16 protein-coding genes are annotated in these 20,838 nt (G+C 61.8%); 5 read left to right on the top strand and 11 right to left on the bottom strand.

The window, feature by feature from the left end:
* Positions 1-11: 11 nt before the first annotated feature.
* The 7 genes from I6I12_RS11825 to leuA all read right to left on the bottom strand — a co-directional run bounded on the left by I6I12_RS11825 (position 12) and on the right by leuA (position 9,683).
* Positions 12-1,112 (bottom strand): HNH endonuclease signature motif containing protein, encoded by a 1,101-nt coding sequence (locus I6I12_RS11825; protein WP_200288374.1) that lies wholly within the window; start codon positions 1,110-1,112, stop codon positions 12-14.
* Positions 1,113-1,220: 108 nt separating this feature from the next.
* Complete coding sequence (locus I6I12_RS11820) at positions 1,221-1,994, bottom strand: type 1 glutamine amidotransferase (protein WP_200288373.1); 774 nt, start codon at positions 1,992-1,994, stop codon at positions 1,221-1,223.
* Positions 1,987-3,264, bottom strand: a complete 1,278-nt coding sequence (locus I6I12_RS11815; RefSeq protein WP_200288372.1) for a Mur ligase family protein — start codon at positions 3,262-3,264, stop codon at positions 1,987-1,989. The genes I6I12_RS11820 and I6I12_RS11815 overlap by 8 nt, the downstream gene beginning before the upstream one ends.
* 27 nt (positions 3,265-3,291) lie before the next feature.
* Positions 3,292-4,692, bottom strand: a complete 1,401-nt coding sequence (locus tag I6I12_RS11810) for an exonuclease domain-containing protein (protein ID WP_234288135.1) — start codon at positions 4,690-4,692, stop codon at positions 3,292-3,294.
* Between the two features lie 51 nt (positions 4,693-4,743).
* Positions 4,744-6,936 (bottom strand): hypothetical protein, encoded by a 2,193-nt coding sequence (locus I6I12_RS11805; protein WP_200288371.1) that lies wholly within the window; start codon positions 6,934-6,936, stop codon positions 4,744-4,746.
* 108 nt (positions 6,937-7,044) lie between these two features.
* Positions 7,045-7,821, bottom strand: coding sequence for a hypothetical protein (locus I6I12_RS11800; RefSeq protein ID WP_200288370.1), 777 nt, complete (start codon positions 7,819-7,821; stop codon positions 7,045-7,047).
* A gap of 44 nt (positions 7,822-7,865) precedes the next feature.
* Positions 7,866-9,683, bottom strand: coding sequence for a 2-isopropylmalate synthase (gene leuA, locus I6I12_RS11795; protein WP_200288369.1), 1,818 nt, complete (start codon positions 9,681-9,683; stop codon positions 7,866-7,868).
* Between the two features lie 219 nt (positions 9,684-9,902).
* Between leuA and I6I12_RS11790 the strand changes: the two genes are divergently transcribed.
* Complete coding sequence (locus tag I6I12_RS11790) at positions 9,903-11,030, top strand: mannosyltransferase family protein (RefSeq protein WP_200288368.1); 1,128 nt, start codon at positions 9,903-9,905, stop codon at positions 11,028-11,030.
* Here the strand turns inward: I6I12_RS11790 and I6I12_RS11785 are convergent.
* On the bottom strand, positions 11,027-11,905 hold the full coding sequence (locus tag I6I12_RS11785) for a DMT family transporter (protein ID WP_200288367.1): 879 nt from the start codon (positions 11,903-11,905) through the stop codon (positions 11,027-11,029). The two genes, I6I12_RS11790 and I6I12_RS11785, sit on opposite strands and share 4 nt — an antisense overlap.
* A gap of 224 nt (positions 11,906-12,129) precedes the next feature.
* Between I6I12_RS11785 and I6I12_RS11780 the strand changes: the two genes are divergently transcribed.
* Together I6I12_RS11780 and I6I12_RS11775 are read left to right on the top strand one after the other, a co-directional pair.
* Entirely contained in the window at positions 12,130-13,395 is a 1,266-nt protein-coding gene (locus I6I12_RS11780) for an aspartate kinase (protein ID WP_200288366.1), read from the top strand.
* A gap of 32 nt (positions 13,396-13,427) precedes the next feature.
* Entirely contained in the window at positions 13,428-14,459 is a 1,032-nt protein-coding gene (locus tag I6I12_RS11775) for an aspartate-semialdehyde dehydrogenase (protein ID WP_200288365.1), read from the top strand.
* A 108-nt stretch (positions 14,460-14,567) separates the two neighbouring features.
* Here I6I12_RS11775 and I6I12_RS11770 read toward each other — a convergent pair whose 3' ends face one another.
* Together I6I12_RS11770 and I6I12_RS11765 are read right to left on the bottom strand one after the other, a co-directional pair.
* Positions 14,568-15,974: a YkvI family membrane protein gene (locus tag I6I12_RS11770; protein WP_200288364.1), complete on the bottom strand. Its 1,407-nt coding sequence runs from the start codon at positions 15,972-15,974 to the stop codon at positions 14,568-14,570.
* A 284-nt stretch (positions 15,975-16,258) separates the two neighbouring features.
* On the bottom strand, positions 16,259-16,801 hold the full coding sequence (locus tag I6I12_RS11765; protein WP_200288363.1) for an RNA polymerase sigma factor: 543 nt from the start codon (positions 16,799-16,801) through the stop codon (positions 16,259-16,261).
* Positions 16,802-16,906: 105 nt separating this feature from the next.
* On the opposite strand from I6I12_RS11765, the gene I6I12_RS11760 reads away from it, so the two are divergent.
* Positions 16,907-18,457 carry a catalase gene (locus tag I6I12_RS11760; RefSeq protein WP_200288362.1) on the top strand — a complete coding sequence of 517 codons (1,551 nt, stop codon included), beginning with the start codon at positions 16,907-16,909 and terminating at the stop codon, positions 18,455-18,457.
* Positions 18,458-18,548: 91 nt separating this feature from the next.
* Here the strand turns inward: I6I12_RS11760 and I6I12_RS11755 are convergent, their stop codons facing one another.
* Positions 18,549-19,136: a hypothetical protein gene (locus I6I12_RS11755; RefSeq protein WP_200288361.1), complete on the bottom strand. Its 588-nt coding sequence runs from the start codon at positions 19,134-19,136 to the stop codon at positions 18,549-18,551.
* Between the two features lie 85 nt (positions 19,137-19,221).
* On the opposite strand from I6I12_RS11755, the gene I6I12_RS11750 reads away from it, so the two are divergent.
* On the top strand, positions 19,222-20,670 hold the full coding sequence (locus tag I6I12_RS11750; protein WP_200288360.1) for a hypothetical protein: 1,449 nt from the start codon (positions 19,222-19,224) through the stop codon (positions 20,668-20,670).
* Positions 20,671-20,838: the final 168 nt, after the last annotated feature.

The raw sequence follows: 20,838 nt of genomic DNA, 5'->3' as shown, positions 1-20,838 counted from the left end.
AGCTACAGCGGCTAGGGCACGGCGGCCGTAGGCCCGGTTCGCGCTCGGCCGGTGAATACCGGCGGGCCGTGCGCCTCCTTTGTCGTCGTGCTGCATCTGCTGCTGCGCCCGCTGCGCCTGTTGTCGGGTTCGTTGCTGTGCCCTATGTGTGTATGCCTGTCCTGGCTAGCGGGCGGGAGCCAGGCGATCCGGCCCCGAATGCGCGCCATCCGGCCGCGGCCCGGCAGCCCGTTGATGGAGTTGTGATACGGGCACAATAGCGTCATGTTCTCAGGATGGGTGTGGCCGCCGCGGGAGTATTCCAGGAGGTGGTGGGCTTGGCATTCGGAGGCGGGGCGTCGGCAAGCGGGCCAGGCGCAGCGGGCGCCTTCGGCCTCGAGCATGCGGCGTTGCTTTGCGGAGGCCTGCCGGGTGCGGTAGAGGTTGACTGGGCCGCGCTCGGGATGGATGAGCGTGAAGAGTCCCGCGCCGGCTAGGGTGCGGCGGACTAATTCGGCGCCGGTGATGGTGACGCCGTTGGTCATAGCGAGGCGGATATCATCGCCGTTTCCAGCGAGGATTTTCAGATAATCCGGCAGCTCGATGATGACATTGGTAGTCACGGTAGCGGGCGCGGCGGCGCGGGAGCCGTTAAGCCAGGCTAGCGGGTCGGATTTAGCGGCGGCCCAGATATCGGCCATTTGTGCGGCGGGGCCGGTGAAACTCAGGGTGGTTTTCTCCCCGTGCATTATCCGGCGTCCGCCGTCTTCGCGCTCGGGCGGAGGGTTGAGTTCGCGCAGCAGACGGGTAGCCGCGCGCGAGACGTGCGCGGTGGTGCCGGCGGTGGCGCAGAGCTGCTCGCGGAATTGCCAGCGCTTGGTGGGGTCGCTAATGCTGCGCGAGCGACGGGCGATAAGCGCGAGGGTCTCTAGGCAGTGGTGATTGCGGCGCGCGGCGGCCAGTGCGCGGGCTTGGTAGCGCGAATGGCTGGTGGGCGAGAGAAAGGCCGCGGCGGTCCGGCGCAGGGTGCGCGCTTGGTCCGCGGGCAGGGGCAGGCTGGAGGCGGCGTGGGCCTCTTCGAGAAGATCCACGCCGCGCTTAGCGATGTCGCCCAGCTGCTCCAATAACGTCATGCCCCGCAGCCTATGGGCGGGGGCAGGCGGCTACAAGGGCAGGCGGCCGAGCCTGTGGATAACTCGGGGTTTCAGGGCCGCCGGGTGAAGTTATCCACAGGTTTTGGCCTATCTTTGGGAGCGCGGGGGCTCAGAGGCGTTGAAACGTTCGACGCGCAGGCGGTCGACGGCCGGAATCTCAATCGGCTCGAGGTCCGCGAGGGCCACGCCCATCGCTTGTGCGAGGAGGAGATCGGCCAGCTGCGGGTTTCGGGCCAGTGCCGGGCCGTGCATATAGGTGGCGATGACGCTGCCTTGGACGGCGCCTTCGTAGGTGCGCTGGGTGGAGCCATCGGCAAGGTCGGCGGTGGCGGCCTGGTCTGCATTGCCATTGCCACGCGTGAGCGTGCCGAGGGGCTGCGCGGAGGGGCCAAGGATGGTGGCGCCCAGGTGGTTTTCAAAACCGGTCAGCGGCTCGGTGAGGTCCGCGGTAACTCCAGCGTGGGTGGGTTTGGAAGCCACCTCGCCGATGGCACGGTCCTGCATGCCGGCCGTGGTGGCATCGAGCAGGCCGACGCCGTCGATGATGCGGCCGGAGGCGCGGAAGGACTCGCCCAGGACCTGCAAGCCAGCACAAATGGCAAAGACCGGGCGGCCGGCGTTGGCGGCGCGGCTCAGGCCGCCATCGGAAATCAGGTGGTCCGCGGCTAGGATTTGCGCGGTATCTTCGCCGCCGCCGAGGGTGTAGATATCCAGTGTCTCAGGCACGGGCTCGCCCAAGCGGATGGGGTGAATCTCTGCCTCGAAGCCGCGCATGCGGGCGCGCTGGCGCAGGACGAGGGCGTTGCCGTCGTCGCCGTAGGTACCGAGGACGTCGGGAAGCACTAGGCCGATATTAATCATTGGTGGCCTCCTTGGAAAGCGCCTTCTTCAAATCGCGGAAGGCGGTGTAGTTGGCGAGGACCTCGATGCGACCCTCCGGGCAGGCGGCGAGCGCATCGAGCGGATCCGGGATGAGCTCGTGGGAGATATCGGCGTAGACCAGGCGCACGGCCAGGTCGGTGCCGCGCTCGCCGGCGGCCTTCACGCTGAGTCCATTAAAGCCTTCGAATTTCACGTCCCACAGCCAGGACATGTCGATGCCATCGGCCACCTGGCCGTTGGTGGCGATGACCAAGCCATCGGCGCTGCGGTCCACCATGGACAGTGCTTCTTGCCAGCCGGCCGGGTTCTTGGCCAGCAGGAGCCGAATCTCGCGGCCGCGCCAGTGAATGGTGGAGTAGCGACCGGCCACATCATCGATGCTTTCGGCGGCCGCAATGGCTTTGTCGAGGTCCACGCCGAAGCCGGCGACGGCGGCAGCGATGGCTTGGGCCGCGTTGCCCCGGTTAGCACGGCCAGGCAGCGCCAGGTTCAGGGGGCGTTTAGCGGTGGGGGTGATTATGCCATGCTTATCGACGCCCCACGTTGGCTGCGGCCGGCGGAATTCGCGGCCGTCGGCAAGCGGCTTGACGGCGTACCAGTCATCCTCGGTGCGCACGACGTGCCCGCCGGTGCGCGGGCAGGTCACGGAATCGCCGAGCCAGCCGGCGCCGGCCGAAACCCAGATAACATTCTTGGCGTCATAGGCCACGGAGGTCATCAAAACGTCATCGCAGTTGGCGATGACGAGCATGTCCGGGTGGGCTTCCACAGCGCCGCGCAGAGCCCGCTCGATCTTATTAATCTCGCCCACGCGGTCGAGCTGGTCGCGGGTGAGGTTGAGCAGAACCAGCGCCTGCGGGTTCAGGTTATCGGCTACGTGGGGCACGTGGAGCTCGTCCACCTCGAGTACCAGGTGGGAGGCGTCCTTGCCGGCCATGAGTGCGGAGATGATGCCGGCATCCATGTTGTCACCGCCGTCGTTGGTGGCTACGGTGTGCTCGGCGCGGACTGCAGCGGCTAGCATGCGGGTGGTGGTGGACTTGCCGTTGGTGCCGGTCACTAGCACGGCCGGGCGCCCACCGCCCAGGTTGGTCATGATGGAAGGGTCAATGGCATTGGCGATTAGACCACCGATCATTCCGCCGGCGCCACGGCCGGTGGCGCGGGAAGCGGTGGTGGCCAGCTTCGCGGCGGTAGTGGCGGTGGTGGTGCGCAACTTCCTCAGCGCACCCGGGACTCTAAAACTCATGTCCCCTAGGGTAGTCGCGCGGGCGGCTTAGTCGTTCTTTTTCCCCGCCGAGCCGCCAGAATTTCGTCGGCCCCTGCCGCGACCACCGCGGCCGCCCCGGCGACGGCGGCGCTTTTGGTTCTTAGCGCCGCCTTTTTTGTTGTTGTGGGATGAGCGTTGGGGCCGGGGCGTGGGTTTGCCGGATTCGGGTTCCGGCACGGCGTCTTCGATGCGGGTGAGGGCGTCAAGAAACGCGGTATCGGACATCAGCGGAATGCCCTTGCGGTGGGCGTGCATGGGTTTTCCCACCAGGTCAGTGGTCACGTTGCACACGACCAGCGAGGATTCGCGGGTGAGCTTTTCGGAATAATTGAGCTCCTCACGCATGAGCGCGGCGATGATGGTGTCCGGGTCCTCGAGGATTTCCGGAGCGACCACGATTTCCATGCCGCGGCGCAGTTCCTTGCCCGGCTCGTATTTGCCGGGGTTGTGGTGTTGGGCGGGGGCTTCGGCAGCGTCGACTCGCACGTGGGAGCGTTGCAGGCCGAAGCGGTCGGCGCGCACGTCCTCGGGCGCATAGCTGCGCACCGTGCCACCTCGTTGCTTGCGGTAGAGCGCGATGAGCAGTTCGGTTTGTTCGCGCGAAGTCTCGGGTTCGGGCCGCTTGGCGCGCTCCACCGAGGCCTGTGGCGAAGCGTCCAAGCCGCTCTGCTTAGCGACACCCCCTAAGCGCACATCATTCGACCGCACCTGCTGCGCATAGGAGGTGGCCAAGGTATCGATGATACGAACGGGGGTGGGGACGTGTCCGACCTTCTGGCGGCGCCGGCGGCCCTTGTTGCGGCCGCGGTTGCGCGCGCGATTTTGGCGGGCGGCGGCCATCATGGCACGGCGGGCCTCGGCGACGAGAAAACCCCAGGTATAGGGGAGGTCGTGGACGATGAGTGTGCGGCCGTCAATAAGCTTGTCCAGCGATTTGAGGATCTTGCCAAAAGCTGGCGCCTGCTCAATATCGGTGGTGCTCAGCCCGTGGAGGTGGCGCGGCCCGGCATCGATATCGGGCTTGAGGACGGCGTGGAATTGCTGGCCCTGCTCGCTGGCGTCGTTGAACGTAATGGCGTCGATAGTAACGATGCGCCCGGTGCTGGGATGGATGCCGGTGGTCTGGATGGTCAGCGCCACATAGGGAAAGTCCGCTTCCTCATTGGGCGAGTCGGCCTGCTGTGGCTGTTGCTGGGCCGGTGGGTGCGGTTTCGGTTTCGGCTTGGGTTTCGGGGCGTCTGGCTCTCCGGAGGCACGGATCGCGCGGCGGGGCTTAGTGCGGCGCTGTTCCATGCCTGGTTTGGGCGCTGTGGACCTGGCCGCGTGGCGCGAAGCTACCGTCGCGGGCGACGGCGCTGGGGCCGACGCCGACGGGTGCTGCGGGGAGGGGCCAGGTGTGTTGTTCATTAAACTCAGTGTAGTATCCCGCATTTCGTGCAGGGGGACAGGGCGCGCCGCTTAATCTTCTACAACGACGACAATGACCTTCGGCGGGGTTGTTTGTTCCTCAGGTTCTTCAGGGTGCCCCGGTGTCTCTGGCTGCTGCGGTTCAGCCGGCTCTTTCGGCTCTTTCGGCTCTGTCGGTTCTTCTGGTTCGAGCGGTACGAGGGGGTCATCCGAGCCGTCCGGCGCGCCGCGGTCTGCCGTGGGCAGTTCCGGTTCGACCTCTGGTTCTGGCTCCGGGGTGGGCACGATTTCCGAGCCAGGGATGGTCGTCGTTGGGACAGTAGTTTCCGGCTCTGGCGTTGGCTCGAGTTCGGAACCTGGGATAGTGGTGCTTGGCACGGTGGTATCCGGTGCCGGCTCAGCCTGGGGCTCCGAGGTCAATAACGAAGATGTCGTTGTAGGCGCAGTCGGCTCCGCAGGCGTTGGCTCTGAGGACTCTGGTGCGGGCAGTGGCGTCTGCTTATCCGTCGAGGTGGTGGCGCCGGCTTCAGTTGTGGTCGTTTCAGCCGAAGTCTTTTCCGAAGTAGGCGTATTTGAAGTAGGTAGGTCGGACGGCTCGGCAGGTGCGGTAGCCTCCGTCGACGTCGTGGCCTTCGATGGTGACGTCGAAGTTGCAGAATCCGTAGATGCCGTGGTCTGCGCGGGCTCCGTGGTCTGCGTTGTCTGGGAAGGCTCGGCCGATGACGAAGACGTGGAGGTTGCAGTCGGTTCCTTCGCCGCTAGCTGCGGCGCCGGCTCAGAGCTGGAAGATGGCGCCGCGGCCGGAGTCGAAGCCGGGGTCGATTCGACGTTATTAGCCGTAGCGGCGGCGGCAGCGGCTGCGGCGGAGGTGGCGCGGGAAATTGCCTGGGAATCCTGGCGGTGGTGCTCGCCATGGTCCTCACCACGGTGCTTGCCGTGGTGGCCGGCGGCAGGGGTCGTGGCACGGTCAGTCTGAGGGGTGTGCGTCGGCCGCGCCTGCTTAGACGGTTGGGGCGCGGGGGCGTGGCGGTGCTGCGGTGGTGTCTCAGAGGGGGCGTCGGCAAGCGGGTGCTGGGTCGGGGAATCCGCGCGGGATGGCGCGGCGACACCGCTGGTGGGGCCAGCATCGTGGATGCGGGGCGTGGCGGGGTGCGCGGGGCGCTTGGGGCCAATGCCATCGAAATGGGAAGAATCGTCGGTGGAATGATTGCTTTTCGGAGCAGGCGCGGTGGAATGCGAGTGGGTGTCCGAAAGAGCTTCGTCCTCACTAAGCATGTGGGTAGCCACGGTGGTGCCGCCACCAACTAGCACGGCGACACCGGCTGCGGCCAGCAGATTCGAGGTCACGGCCCCAGAAACGCCGGCGGCATTGGCGGCAGAGGTGATGGCAAAACCACTTGTGGAGGAGGTGCCAGCGGCAGAGATTCCGGCAGTGGGGCCGCTGGGAACGCTGGTTGCGGCCTGTGCGCGGGCTGCGGTGGCCGCGGACATGACGGCGGCGCCACCGGCGACAACGCCCAGAACTAGGCCGGCGTGGTGCCTATTGGCAGCGTTGTGCGCGTAGATGGTCAGCGCGGGGCGGTCATCGGCGTCGTAGTGGAAGTAGCCGTGGGCAATGGCGAGGCGGCCGGATTTGGTGCAGTCGAGCACGGCGGGGGCAATCTCGCGGGCGGCATCGCGCGGGAGGGAGCCTAAGAAGATGCTATTGACATAGACATCAACGGTATTTCGCCGCAGGAAACCACGGGTGCGCAAGGAGACGAGGTAGTGCTCGTCGGTGTGCGGAAAGCCAGTGACGTCTTTGGAAAACTCCGTCAATGTGGCGGCAGCCTCGCCCGGCAGCATGGTCCAGCGCTGCGCCGGCGGGTTATTGGCGGGGATGCACAGGTGCGGTGCCGGCAGGAGCAGGTTGAGCGTGGGCCACTCTTCGCCGGAGGCATCTGTCATGCTCACGTGGGCGGTGGCGCGTGGGCGTAGGCCGGCGCTGAGAACCCAGTCAAAGAGTGCGTAGGCCTGGGAATCGGCGGCGCTGAGACGGCCAAGGAGAGAATCGCCGATCCACACCGCGAAGCCGTCCTGGGCGGTGCGGGGGCCGAGCTCCGCAGAGAGGTAACCGCCTTCTGCGGCGGTGGACTCGAGCAGTTCGCTGAAAACTTCTGGCGAAACATCCTCGATGGGCAGATTATGGATCACGCCAAAACCGTGGTCAGGGACCACGTAGGTGGCGGAATCCAGCGAAGTCATTGGGGCCTTTCGATAGGGGGTAATAGTAACACTGTATTTTAGGCACTGCCGTGGGCCATTTCCAATTTCCCCGGCCGGTGAACAAGGGTGTTATCCTGCCCGAAAGTTTTACAGAATAAAAATGAGCACGGCGATGAGCGCTGCATTCACTAGTAGGGCCACGACGGCGGGACACCACCGGCGGCGGGGTGTGGGGTCATCGGTGCTTATGGCGCGGAAGCTCGTGGTTTCGAAGGTTTCGGTGGCGGCGGGGGAGGTAGGGGCGGCGTCGGCAAGCGAGGCTTCCTTCGAATCCGGCAGCGGCGCCCCCGCGTAGATGCTGAGCACACGGCCGGTGTTGCGCGGCGCATGGTAGGCATGGGCCAGGGTTATGCCCTGCTTGGCGACGTCCACCCCTTCCAACCGCCCTACAAACTGCGGGCCCAAATAAGCATCGGTGCCGGAACCGGTGGTGCTGGGCGAGAGCGTAACCAATACGTGCATGCGGGCGTGGGCGGGAATGTCCAGATCCGCGGGAAGATCGGCGATGTCGATGGGTGGGGCATAGCCCAGCATTGTCCACGGGCCCGCTGGCGGATTATTCGCCGGCAGGCAAAGGCCCGGCCGGGGCAGCAGCAGCGAGAGAGAGCCATCGGGCTGCGGCGCGGCGGTGGCTGCAGGGGTCAGCCCGGCGCGAAGTAGTAGATCTATTTCGGGATACTCCGCGCGGTCGGCGCTGGTGATGTGCCCGATGGTGGAGTCGGTACGCACCTCCAACCCGCCGTCCGGGCGGGGTGCCAAGGTGACGGTGAACTCTCGGTTTTCCTTCGTCTGCGCATCATAGATGGGCAGGGCCTGCACGGCGCCCAAGCCACGGTGCGGTATGAGGTAGGTAGAAGAAGGCATACCCACCCTTCTACCACGCCGGGCCGCGGCGCCGGCGAGCAGGCCTAGGCCAGGGCGCGGTTGACGGCGGAGTTAATCGCGTTGATGGAAGCCCGCGTGGTGGACCCGGCGATGCCCGCTCCCCAGACCTTGTTCTGGTTGACGTCGGCGGCGATATAACAGGCGGCCTCGGCGTCGTCGCCGGCGGAACGGGACTGCTGGGAGTATTCCATGACCTCGAAGTCGATGCCCAGGGATTCCAGGGCGTTGGCATAAGCCGCAATGGGTCCGTTACCGCTGCCTGAGACGGTGGACTTTTCCCCGTGGAAAGCCACGGTGGCGGTCACCGATGCATCCCCATCTTCTGTTGGGGCATTGTCCATATGGAAAGACTCCAGGGTCAGCGGATCCTCGCGGTCCAGGAACTCGGTGGCAAAGATATCCCACATGTTTTTGGAATTGACCTCGCCGCCTTCGGAGTCGGTGATTTCCTGGACCACGCTGGAAAATTCCGCTTGCATGGCGCGAGGCATATTGATGCCGTGATCGGTCTTCATGATGTAGGCAACGCCGCCCTTGCCAGACTGGGAGTTGACGCGGATGACCGCCTGGTAGTCGCGGCCCACGTCCTTTGGATCGATGGGCAGGTAAGGAACCTCCCAGATGGCCTCGCGCATTTCTTCCCACGAGACCTCGGTATTATTCGCGCCGGGGCGGATGGTGGCTGCCAGCGCGTCCAAGCCCTTATTAATTGCGTCCTGGTGGGAACCGGAGAACGCAGTAAAGACCAATTCGCCGCCATAGGGGTGGCGCTCCGGCACGCGCAGCTGGTTGCAGTATTCAACGGTTTCGCGAATCTGCGGCAGATCGGAAAAATCAATCTGCGGGTCCACACCCTGGGTGAGCATATTCAGGCCCAAAGTGACGAGATCTACGTTGCCGGTGCGCTCGCCGTTGCCAAAAAGGCAGCCTTCGATGCGGTCCGCGCCCGCCATAAAGCCAAGTTCGGCGGCGGCGATTCCCTCGCCGCGGTCATTATGCGGGTGCAGTGAGAGCACGACGTCCTCGCGGCGGACAAGATTGCGGTGCATCCATTCGATGGAATCGGCGTAGATATTGGGCGAAATCATCTCCACGGTGGATGGCAGGTTGATGATCATTGGATTCTCTGGGGACGGATCCATGATGTCTACCACCTCATCGCAGACCTCGCGGGCGAAGTCCAGCTCGGTACCGGTGAAGGATTCGGGGGAGTATTCCCAGCGCCACGTGGTATCTGGGTAGTCGGCGGCGATGGACTTAATGAGTGTGGCAGCATCGGTGGCCAGCTTCTTAATGGCAGGTTTGTCTTTGCGGAAGACTACGCGGCGCTGCAGCTTCGAGGTGGAGTTATAAAAGTGCACGATGACGTTCTTGGCGCCCTCGCAAGCTTCAAAGGTGCGGCGGATCAGGTGATCGCGGGCCTGTACCAGGACCTGAATGGTGACGTCATCGGGAATTTTATTGCCCTCGATGATTTCGCGGACAAAGTTGAAATCGGTTTGGGAGGCAGAGGGGAAGCCCACCTCGATTTCTTTGTAGCCCATCTTGACCAGCAGGTCGAACATGCGGTGCTTGCGCTCTGGGCTCATGGGATCAATCAGCGCTTGATTGCCATCGCGCAGATCCACCGCACACCACTGGGGAGCGTGGGTGATTTTCTGGCTGGGCCATGTGCGGTCCGGCAGGTCGATGTCTTCTACCTCGACGGCGAAGGGTTGATAGCGTTCGTGGGGCATGGCGGAGCCGCGCTGCTTATTCCACGCGGGTTGTCCTTCGCGGCGTGGGCCGGTGGGGGTGGTGATGTCGCGCGGGGCGCTGATAAAAGAGTCGGTGGGGGACATGGGGTGCGGTTTCCTTTTCTGGTGTCTATGGGGAAAGACGGCCAGCTGGGCTTGGGTAGCCGGACTCCGCGACGGGGCGCTGGCCAGTGCTTAGGCCGAAATCCCGCCGCGGCAGATAAGGAGTAGGTCATTCCGCTGTGTCATATCGGTCACACTACAGGCTTTCTCACTGTGCGGCAAGAGATTTCATTCAATGAGACGCGGTGGTGGTGGGGTACCATGCCTTTCGTGTCTAATCCCCGCCATGCCAAGCCCCAAACATCATCCATATTGCGTTCCTTGTGGGCGCCTGCCGCACTCGTTGCACTCATTGGAGCCGCATTGCGCGTAGGCGTACTCGCAGCGGTGGCCGCCGTGCAGGACGATAAGCTGTGGGGGCTGCTCAATAAGTGGGACGCTAAGCACTACGTAGAAATCGCCCGCGGCGGGTACTTTGGTGCGGATATTTCTACGGATGGGCCGGTCCATGAGACGACCATGGCCTTCTTCCCGGGATTCCCCTTCCTCGTGCGTGGGTTAAGCAGCATCTTTGGTACCGACGAAGCGGGCACGGCCATTGCGCTCAATGTGCTCTTTAGCATCGCGCTGGCTGCCGGTGTGATGGCCTTGGCTGCGCGCATGGGCATGGGGAAGTGGGCCCAGGTGCTCAGTGCTGTGATGGTGACCTGTGCGCCGATGTCCATCGTGTTTTCCATGCCGTATACCGAGGCACTTTTTGGGGCCCTGGCCATATGGGCGGTGGTGGCGCTCGTAGATGAGCGATGGTGGGCTGCCGCGGCACTAATTTTTGTAGCCGGACTCGTGCGTCTTACCGCGGTGGATCTCGTTGCGGTCTTTGCATTCATGGTGCTGCTGCGGGCGCGAAAGAACTGGCGGGCCTGGGCCGCGGTGGTGTTTTCGGTCGTGCCGCTGGTGGGGTATTTGTGGTGGTCGAGCAGCCATCTCAAAGAAGTTGGCGGTTATTTTGGGATCCAGAAAGAACATTGGAACTCCAGCTTTGATGGCGGCAAAGCCACGGTTATCTGGCTTTGGGAGACGCTTAGCGGGGCTACTAACGGTGGATATCTGCTCAGCGCCGGCGTGATGATCGCTGCCCCGGTTTTCCTTGTGTTGGCATGGCGCCGCCTGCCGTTAGCGGCCTGGCTATTCTCTGCGGTGCTGATGGCGAACGTGCTGCTTTCTGATGGCATTATGCACTCGCGGCCCCGGCTGCTCCTGCCGGCGGTGATTGTGTTGTTGCCGTGGGTGAAAAAGGGGACGTCGGCAAGCGTGGCGGTTGGCGCCTGGGCCCTGTTCGGGGCGTGGTTTTCGGCCTATATGCTCGGCGTATTTGAGTGGGCCATTTAGCCGCGCTGGCTTACCGGGCTGCGGGAGAGCACGATGGTGGAGAGCACCATAACGGTAAGGGCGATGAGCATAATTGCCCAACCGACGGCCGTATCGATGAGGAATTTCTCTCCCAGCACCATGTAGCCCAAGCCGAAGGCCACGATGGGTTCAAAGATGGTCATGGCCGGCAGGGAATGGGCTAGGGGGCCGGCATTAAAGGAATATTGCTGCACTACGGTGCCGGTGAGCGCGAGACCGATGAGGCCGTAGAACTGCCAGCTTGCCAGTAGCGTGGCAAGGCCTTCGTGGGTGAAAATGTCCACCACGGCCTTTGATAGCAGGGCGACGAAGCCGTAGATGACGCCGCAGGCCGTGCCCAACGCTAAGGGACGGTTATCCGGTAGCTTCGTGGCTACCGCAGCAAGTAGGGCGAGGGTGACCAACCCTACAAGGAGCGCCGGCCACCAATCGCTCCATTCCGGGCGGGGGTTTCCTGCGACCGGACGGCCGTAGACGACCATGATGCCCACCGCGATGGTCAATGCAATAGACCAAAAGACCTCGTGGAAAGGCATTTTGCGGCCGGAATACCACGCCGAAAGCGGCAGGGTAAACATTAAGGACAGCACCAAGATGGGCTGGACCACCAGCAAGGTACCAAAACCGAGGGCGATGACCTGCAGGCCATAGGCGCCAATGGCGGCCGCGGTGCCCACCCACCACAAGGGGTTGGACATGGCGGCGCGCATGACCGAATCATCGGCGTCGAGGGCAATGCGGTGGCGGATGACCGTGCCCCAAGCAACCGTCAGCGCGGATGCGAGCGCGAAAAAGATGGCGAGGAGGTTGCTTAACACCCGCTCAACGGTAGTAAAAAATCCTGCTATATGCATATTCTTCCCTGCATGGCGCGCGTTTTTCTGCGCTGAGGAAGCGAGCGTGTGGTGCGCTTAACATTGGGGGCGTGTGAATAAAAATTAAGCATTGTCTAGGAATTATGATGAGGGCAAAGACCCTGCGGGGTAGCATGGGTCTTTGGCTAATGAACGACAGGTATTTCCGGGCGTGTACACACACGCCAGGGATGCCTTGAACGACGAAAGGCGGCATCCTTACCGTGGCCCTGATCGTGCAAAAGTATGGCGGCTCATCCCTCGAATCCGCAGACCGCATCCGCGCCGTTGCGGAGCGCATCGTGGCCACCAAGAAGCAGGGCAACGACGTTGTCGTGGTGTGTTCCGCCATGGGCGATACCACCGATGAGCTGCTCGACCTTGCCGCCCAGGTCAATCCTGTCCCGCCGCAGCGAGAGATGGATATGTTGCTCACCGCCGGCGAGCGAATCTCTAATGCTCTGGTGGCCATGGCAGTGGAATCGCTTGGTGCCCACGCCCAGTCCTTTACCGGCTCCCAAGCCGGAGTGCTCACCACCGAGCGCCACGGCAATGCCCGCATCGTGGACGTCACCCCGGGCCGCCTGACCGAGGCTTTGGACGAAGGCAAGATTTGTATCGTCGCCGGCTTCCAGGGCGTTAATAAGGAATCGCGCGATGTCACCACCTTGGGTCGCGGTGGCTCCGACACCACCGCGGTGGCACTTGCTGCCGCGCTAAACGCGGACGTGTGTGAGATTTACTCCGATGTTGATGGCGTCTACACCGCAGACCCGCGCATCGTCCCAGACGCGCAGAAGCTAGACAAGCTCTCCTTTGAGGAGATGTTGGAGATGGCCGCGGTAGGTTCCAAGATTTTGGTCCTGCGCAGCGTGGAGTACGCCCGCGCATTCAATGTACCCTTGCGAGTTCGCTCGTCTTATTCAAATGACCCCGGCACCCTAGTTACCGGATCGATGGAGGATATCCCCGTGGAAGAAGCAGTACTAACTGGTGTAGCAACCGATAAGTCCGAGGCAAAGGTCACCGTCCTGGGCATCCCGGATCGCCCGGGGGAGGCTGCGAAGGTCTTTCGCGTCATTGCCGATGCAGAGATCAATATCGATATGGTCTTGCAAAATGTCTCCTCCCTGGAGGACGGCACCACCGATATCACCTTCACCTGCCCGCGTGCCGACGGCCCGCGTGCCATGGAGCTGCTGAGCAAGCTGAAATCTGAAGGAGGCTGGGCCAATGTGCTGTATGACGACCAAGTGGGGAAAGTCTCCCTCGTCGGCGCCGGCATGAAATCCCACCCGGGCGTTACCGCAGAGTTCACCGAGGCCCTGCGCGACGTCAACGTCAATATGGAGCTCATCTCCACTTCTGAAATCCGCATCTCCGTGCTCACCCGCGAGGCTGACCTGGAAAAGGCCGCCCGTGCACTGCACGAGAAATTCCAGCTTGGTGGCGAAGAAGAAGCCACGGTTTATGCTGGAACCGGACGTTAAACACCCACAGCAACTACAGAGGATTTATAGTCATGACCACTGTTGCAGTAGTAGGCGCTACCGGCCAGGTCGGCCGCGTTATGCGCTCCATCTTGGAAGAACGCAATTTCCCGGCCGATAAGGTGCGCTTTTTCGCCTCTTCCCGCTCCGCCGGCACCGAGCTGGAATTCCGCGGCGAGCAGATTACCGTCGAGGACCTCGCCGAGGTTACCGAGCAATCCGTCGCCGACGTTGATATCGCCTTGTTCTCTGCCGGTGGTTCTACCTCCAAGCAATGGGCTCCAGTGTTTGCCGCGGCCGGTGCGACCGTGGTGGATAACTCTTCGGCCTACCGCAAGGATCCAGAGGTTCCCCTCATCGTCTCCGAGGTCAACCCCGAGGCAGCCAAGAACACCCCTAAGGGCATCATCGCGAACCCAAACTGCACCACCATGGCCGCTATGCCGGTGCTGAAGGTCTTGCACGATGCCGCGGGCCTGAACAAGTTGCATGTGTCCTCTTACCAGGCGGTCTCCGGCTCCGGCCTGGCCGGCGTGCAGGCGCTGGCCGCGCAGGTCTATTCGGTTGGCGAGCACAATGTGGGTTTGGTCCACGATGGCTCTGCACTCAATGACGAGGACTTTGGCCCTTATGTGGCGCCCATTGCCTATAACGCGCTGCCGATGGCCGGCAACCTCGTGGATGATGGCTCCCTAGAGACCGATGAGGAGCAAAAGCTGCGCAACGAATCCCGCAAGATCCTAGACATTCCGGAGCTGAAGGTTGCAGGTACCTGCGTGCGCATCCCGGTCTTTACCGGCCACACCCTGACCATCCACGCCGAGTTCGACAAGGCAATCACCTCCGAGCAGGCCACCGAGCTTTTGAGCGGTGCCCCGGGCGTTAAGCTTGCCGACGTCCCCACCCCGCTCGCTGCCACCGGCATCGACGAATCCTTGGTAGGCCGCATCCGTCAGGACCAGACGGTGGACGATAACAAGGGCCTCGTGCTCGTTGTCGCCGGCGATAATCTGCGCAAGGGGGCCGCGCTCAACACCATCCAGATCGCGGAGCTACTCGTTTAAGCAGGTTCCGCTTCGTCGCAGGTTACACAAAAAGCTCGGCGCCCTCCTTCCTCGTTACGGGATAAGGAGGGCGCCGAGCTTTTATCTTGATTGACGTGGGCGAGAAGGCTAGTCCTCAGAGACTGGCTTGGCGGTGCCCGTAGCCTTGCCGCTATCAGCGGCAGCATCCTTCTTGCCAAAGTCAAGGTCGCTATCGGAGGACGGAACCTCCGGCTTGGTGTGCTGCACGTAGGTCACGGATGGCTCCGGATCTTCACGGTCGTAGTCAAGGTCGTCATCGTTTTCGAGCTCTTCGTGGATCTCTTCTGCGATATTGGTGACGAACTCGGTGGTTTCCATATTGGAAGCCGCAGCCAGCTTGCGCAGCTCGCGCTCATTTTTCTTGGTGAAGCGCTTGCGTGGATCCAAGCGGCGGGAAACCAGCTCGTGTGCGCGCATGCGGCGGTCGGACTCATCCGAGAGCTTGCTGCCGTTCTTGATGCGGTTGAAGACCATCACCACGATCATCAACAGACCCAGGTAACCCAGAATTGGGTAAACATTGCTGACCAGCGTCTGGAAGCCCACGAAGGACAGGACGAAGCCGATGATGCAGCAAACAGCGTAGACAGGGTAGAAGCGCTTGGGATTATTGCGGGTCAAGCGCTTGCCCAAGGCGTAGAACATACCGATAGCCGTATTGAAGACCATGCCGTAGATGATGAAGGTCATGAACACGCCGAATACCGGGTGGATGCTCGTGATGAGGGCCAGCACCGGCATATCCTCGCCGTTGACGGTCTCGGCCTCGAAGAAGAGGGCGAAGACCAGCAGGGCTAAAAGGATCAGGTAGAGCAGGCCACCAATGAGGCCGCCGATGCCGACTGCGCGGTTATCCAGGAAGTTACCGCCAATGACGATGGACATGGACACAGCCGTCATAACGTTCAGGCCGGTGTAGTTCAACGCAGACAGCCACCAGTTAGGTAGCGAGGTATCGACGTTAGCTACTGCCCAGTCATTGAGGGAAGAAAAATCAACATCTGCGTTGAGAATGGTGTAGCCGGTGGCAATCACCACGAAGATAATGATGAACGGGGTGATGGTACCGATGACCGCGGTCACGCGGTCAACATCCATCAGGCCGACGAGCAGTACCAGAATCAGCATCGCGGTGGCGCCCACCCATACCGGAACGGAGGGGAACTGCTGATTGATATTAGAGCCGCCGCCAGCAAACATGACGAAGCCGATGGAAAACAGAGTAACTAGTGTTGACCAGTCCAAAATCTTGGCGGTAAACGGCGATGCGACCTTGTCGTAGACAGCGGTATGCTCCTCTGCCTGGAAATACGAGCCGAGCTGCAGGATGGACACGCCGGTGATCATCATCAGGCCAGCGGCCAAGGCGATGCCCCACAGACCCCACTCGCCAAAGGCTACGAAGAACTGCATGGCCTCCTGGCCGGAGGCAAAGCCTGCGCCCACGACGACGCCGATAAACGCCATGGAAATTCCGATTGCGCGTTTTAACATGAAAGGGAGAAACTCTCTTACTCACACGCGCCGGGCCCGGCATTGGGATCGCACGGGCCCGGATCGACGGTCGATTTATCACGTGTGTACACATCTAATAAACCACACATTGGACAAATCTTTCGGGCAAGAATCGCCCTAATTGTGGCCTCCTTCACCCAGTATCCGGTGTACAACCTGCAGCTAAATGCCAAAAATTGGGGCTCTTGGGGTGCAAGGTAACCAGAGCGTAACAATTTGCAGGTGAAATTATCTCGCCGCCTCAAGGGGCCGGTATGGGGGTATTAACCTGTCCCTGCGATCAGATCCTTGCGGGCGCGCGCGACGCGGGAGCGGATAGTACCTACCCGCACGCCAGCAATCTTGGCCGCCTCCTCGTACGTGTAGCCCAGCACCTGGGTGAGAATGAGGGCTTCGCGGCGGTCGGCCGGGAGGGCGTCGATAAGCGCGCGGGCATCTATCCATTCACTCCATGCCGTGGACTCTTCTGGTGCCGCACCCATGGCGTCTTCGTATTCGGTGGCAGATTTGCGCGGCCGGGCCATATCGTGGCGAATATTATCCACCCACACCCGCCGGGCTAAAGACAGCAACCACGTGCGTGCCGAGGACCGGGCCGCAAAGCGTGGCAGGGCGCTGATCACGCGCAGATAGGTCTCTTGGGTGAGATCGTCGGCGCCTTCCGGCCCGCCTAAATGCGCTAGCAAACGCCACACATCATCCTGGGTAGCCCTAATAAACTCCGTCAGCGCCGCACGGTCACCGCGACCGGCCCGAAGGGCAAGGTCGGTGACGCGGGCGTCATCTGCTGCGGAGTGGTGAGTCACCTGAATGAATCTACCAGTAGCCCCTACACTCCTTTTAGATCCCTGACAACCGGTGATTCTTTTGCCACACTGGTGGTACATATCCACTGATTGCCAGGAGGCAAAATGACTGATTTCACCGCTGATGACATCCTGAACAAGGGCCAGCGCCCCGCTGGCAAGGGCAATACCACCCGCCCGTCTGGCCAACCAGTTCCTTCCGAGAACACCTCGGTGACTGCTGGCCAGCAGGGACCAGTGGTGCTCAATGACATCCACCTCATTGAAAAGCTTGCCCACTTCAACCGCGAGCGCGTGCCGGAGCGCACCCCGCACGCTAAGGGCCACGGCGCCTTCGGTGAGCTGCACATTACGGAAGATGTATCCGCCTATACCAAGGCCAAGGTCTTCCAGAAGGGCACCGTCACCCCGATGATGGGCCGCTTTTCCACCGTCGCCGGTGAGCAGGGATCCCCGGATACCTGGCGCGATGTACACGGCTTTGCGCTGCGTTTTTATACCGAGGAAGGCAACCTAGACATCGTGGGCAATAACACCCCAGTCTTCTTCGTTCGCGATGGCCAGAAGTTCCCTGACTTCATCCACTCCCAGAAGCGTCTGGGCACCAATGGTTTGCGCGATGCGGATATGCAGTGGGATTTCTGGACCCGCAACCCGGAGTCTGCCCACCAGGTCACCTACCTCATGGGTGACCGCGGCACGCCGAAGTCGACCCGCCACCAAAATGGTTACGGCTCCCACACCTTCCAGTGGGTCAACGAAGAAGGCGAGGCTTTCTGGGTGAAGTACCACTTTAAGACCCGCCAGGGCGTAGAGAACTTCACCGACGAGGAGGCCACCACGACCGCCGGCCAGAACCCGGATTGCCACCGCGAGGACCTCTACAACGCCATCGAGGAGGGCAATTACCCAGTCTGGGACGTCAAGGTACAGATCATGCCGCTGGATGAGGCGGAGAACTATCGCTTTAATCCTTTCGACCTAACCAAGGTCTGGTCCAAGAAGGATTACCCGCTGCACGATGTGGGCTACTTCGTGCTCAACCGCAACCCACGCAATTTCTTTGCGCAGATTGAGCAGGTGGCGCTCGATCCATCCAATATCGTGCCGGGTGTTGGCCTCTCCCCAGATAAGATGCTGCAGGCACGCGTTTTCGCCTACGCTGACCAGCAGCGCTACCGCATTGGCCCGAACTACCAGCAGTTGCCGGTCAACCAGCCGCAGAATGTGGATGAGGTCAATACTTATCAGCACGAGGGCAGCATGCAGTTCCTTTTCAATGCCCCGGAGGATCCGGTGTACTCGCCGAACCGCTATGAAAAGGGCACTGGCGTGCTTGACGACGCCGCTGTGAATGACCGCTCCCAGCTCGAGACCACCACCGCGGCGGAGCTTTATATCAATCCGGAGTCCTACGGCGGCGATCTGGTGCGTGCACCGTACGTTCGCCACTCCGAAGATGATGATTTCGTGCAGGCGCGCGACTTGTACGAAAACGTCTATGATGACGCCGCCAAGGAGCGCTTGGTTACCAATATCACCAATGCTATGGCAGGTGTATCTGAGGAAACCGAGGAGCGCGTTTACGACTACTGGACTAAGGTGCACCCAGCCCTTGGCCAGCGCGTGCGTGAGGTCTACGCCGAGAAGAAGTAATCCTTCCGCGGCAGTCCCTCCGCACTAAAAACTCCGCCCCCGTATCGCGCAGTTATAAAGCGCGGTACGGGGGCGAAGTTATGCTGTGCGGCTAGTCGCAGCGGCGCATATTTTCGGTAAGGAAAGCGGGCGCCCCCTCGGCGGCCCACTTGTCTACGTCGTAGCACGGGGCGGTCATGCCGGAGGTGGCTTCGCCAATGGGCTCAATGGCTACCCACTGGCCATTGTCGTAGCGCGCCCAAGCTGTCCAGTCCGTGCTGTCCTTGCCGAAGTGCGCCCATTGGCCATCGCAGTCACTGACTCGGATATTTGTCATGCTGGGGGCCGTGGGTTGTAGCGCTTCTGGGGAGCAATCGCCCTGGCCTGTATCGGCGGGCGCGGCGGCTTGGTCTTCGCTCTCTTTATCGCCTGCTTCTGCGGGGGATGAGGAGGGAGCTGCTTCTACGGAAGTAGGTTCAGCCTCGGCGGTGGTCTCTGCGGCTGCCGACGTGGTGGCCTCACTCGTGGCTTCTTCGGAGGAGGTCTCCTCGGCGGAGGAGCTAAGAGCAGCGGCATCGGAAAACTCGGGTTCTGCGGACGTATCGGCGTCGTTGGAGCAGGCAACAAGGCCAAAGCACAGCGGCACGAAGGCCGCGGTGGCAAGGTAACGGGAAGGAGCTAGGGAATAAATGTGGGGCATGCCATATATTCTAGAGTAATCGGCAATGTGGGGTGCTCGGCGCGCCTGCAGCAGGGGAGTGACCTGCAAGGATAGGTTCATTACCATGACCTCACGCCTTGCTTCCCCAGACGCTGCGTCTCCCTCCCGGTGGCGCAGCGTCCTCTTGATCTTCTTGCTTGCCCTGCCGTTGGTTATCGGAGCTACGGTGGCGGGCCTCGCGCAGTGGGAACCTGCCCAGGCTTGGTCTAGCGCCGCGCAGCCGTTTGGCGCGCCACGGGAAAATTCTTCCTCTCCAGAGGTGAAAGAAGCCGCCGAAGCAGCCAGCCGCGCCCAGGTACAGGCAAGCATGCTTAAATCGGGCGCCAAGCAGCTTGACGACGGCACGGGGGAGCTCAACAAGGGGGCGGATGAGCTTGGAGGGGGCGTCGACAAGCTGGCGACGGGCTCCCAAGAACTGGTATCCGGCCTCAATCAGCTGCAGTCTGGAACCAATACGCTCGGTGGCGGCGCCACGGAGCTGGCCAATGGCGTAGGTGGCGCTGTAGACCAGGTGGTCGGCCTCGGGGCCGTCCAGGGGCAGATCCTGCAGGCCATCGATGGCACGATGCACGATCTAGAAGGCAATAAATCCAAAGAAGCGAAGGATATTCGCGCGCAGCTGGGTGATCTCCGCGCGCAGGTGAATAATTTCCGCCTGGATAATTCGGTAACTGGCCAGCTCAAGAAGCTCAAGGACGGCTCGCGCGATCTGTCCAATCAGTTGGCAGTCAATGGCTACGCCTATCACGATGGCGTGAATCAGGCGGTATCGGGCGCGCAAGAGCTCAATGAGGGTATAGCGGAGCTTAGCAAGCGCGTCGGTGAGGCGCAGGAAGGCGTGGACAAGCTTGACGACGGCGCCGGCAAGCTCTCCGGCATGGCGGCCCAAAATCAGACGAACGTGGGCGATATTCAGCGTGCCCTGCCGCCGGTGCATACTGCATCCCAAGGCCCGACGCATTTGCTGAGTCCTATTGTGGCGCTGCTGATCTCCGCCTTGGTCTTGCTCGCAGGTGCGGCAGCTGGCGTGGCCTGGCACGTAGGGTTCCGCCCTTGGCTAATGGTGGCTGGCGGAACGCTGGCTGCGGTGGCCATCGGGGAAATCCTCCTCTTCGTGCTTGCCACTGGTATTACTCCCGTGGCGGCGGCCTGGGCTGGGGTGGCGCTTCTCCTGGGCGCGCTGTCTATGACGGCCATTACGCGTGGCCTGCTAGGCCTGTGCGGTATTACTGCCGGCAGTATTCTTGCGGCACTCTTTGGCATCGGCCAGACCGCGCTGGTGGGCTGGTTGTGGAAATCCGCCGCAATTGCCGGGGTTTCTAAGGTATGGCAAGTTATTTCTAATCTTTTGCCGCTGAATTGGACTACCGCGGCTGTCACGGTGGCGGGCAACGAAGGCGAACAAGCCGTCCTCTGGGCTGGGATTGCGGTATTGTTGGCTGTCACTCTCGTTGGGTTAAGTGCAAAATGGTGGGCCTTGTCCACAGTAAAAACTAAAGATTCGGTCAATTAGGTCTGAAAATGCAGACCTAAGAATAAAAAATATTGGTGGAAACTGGGAATCTTGGTGTCCGCTACCGTTTGCATTGTGTGAATGCTACAGTTGGTCTTGCTCACAAAGCCTACTTAGGGGGTAGGCAAACGGTTTCTCCAATCCGTTGTGAGTGATAGGGAATAGGGA

Origin of the sequence: Corynebacterium kefirresidentii (genome assembly GCF_016599755.1) — a bacterium.
GTDB classification, from domain to species: Bacteria; Actinomycetota; Actinomycetes; order Mycobacteriales; family Mycobacteriaceae; genus Corynebacterium; species Corynebacterium kefirresidentii.
This window is presented reverse-complemented; position numbering and strand designations above follow the sequence as displayed.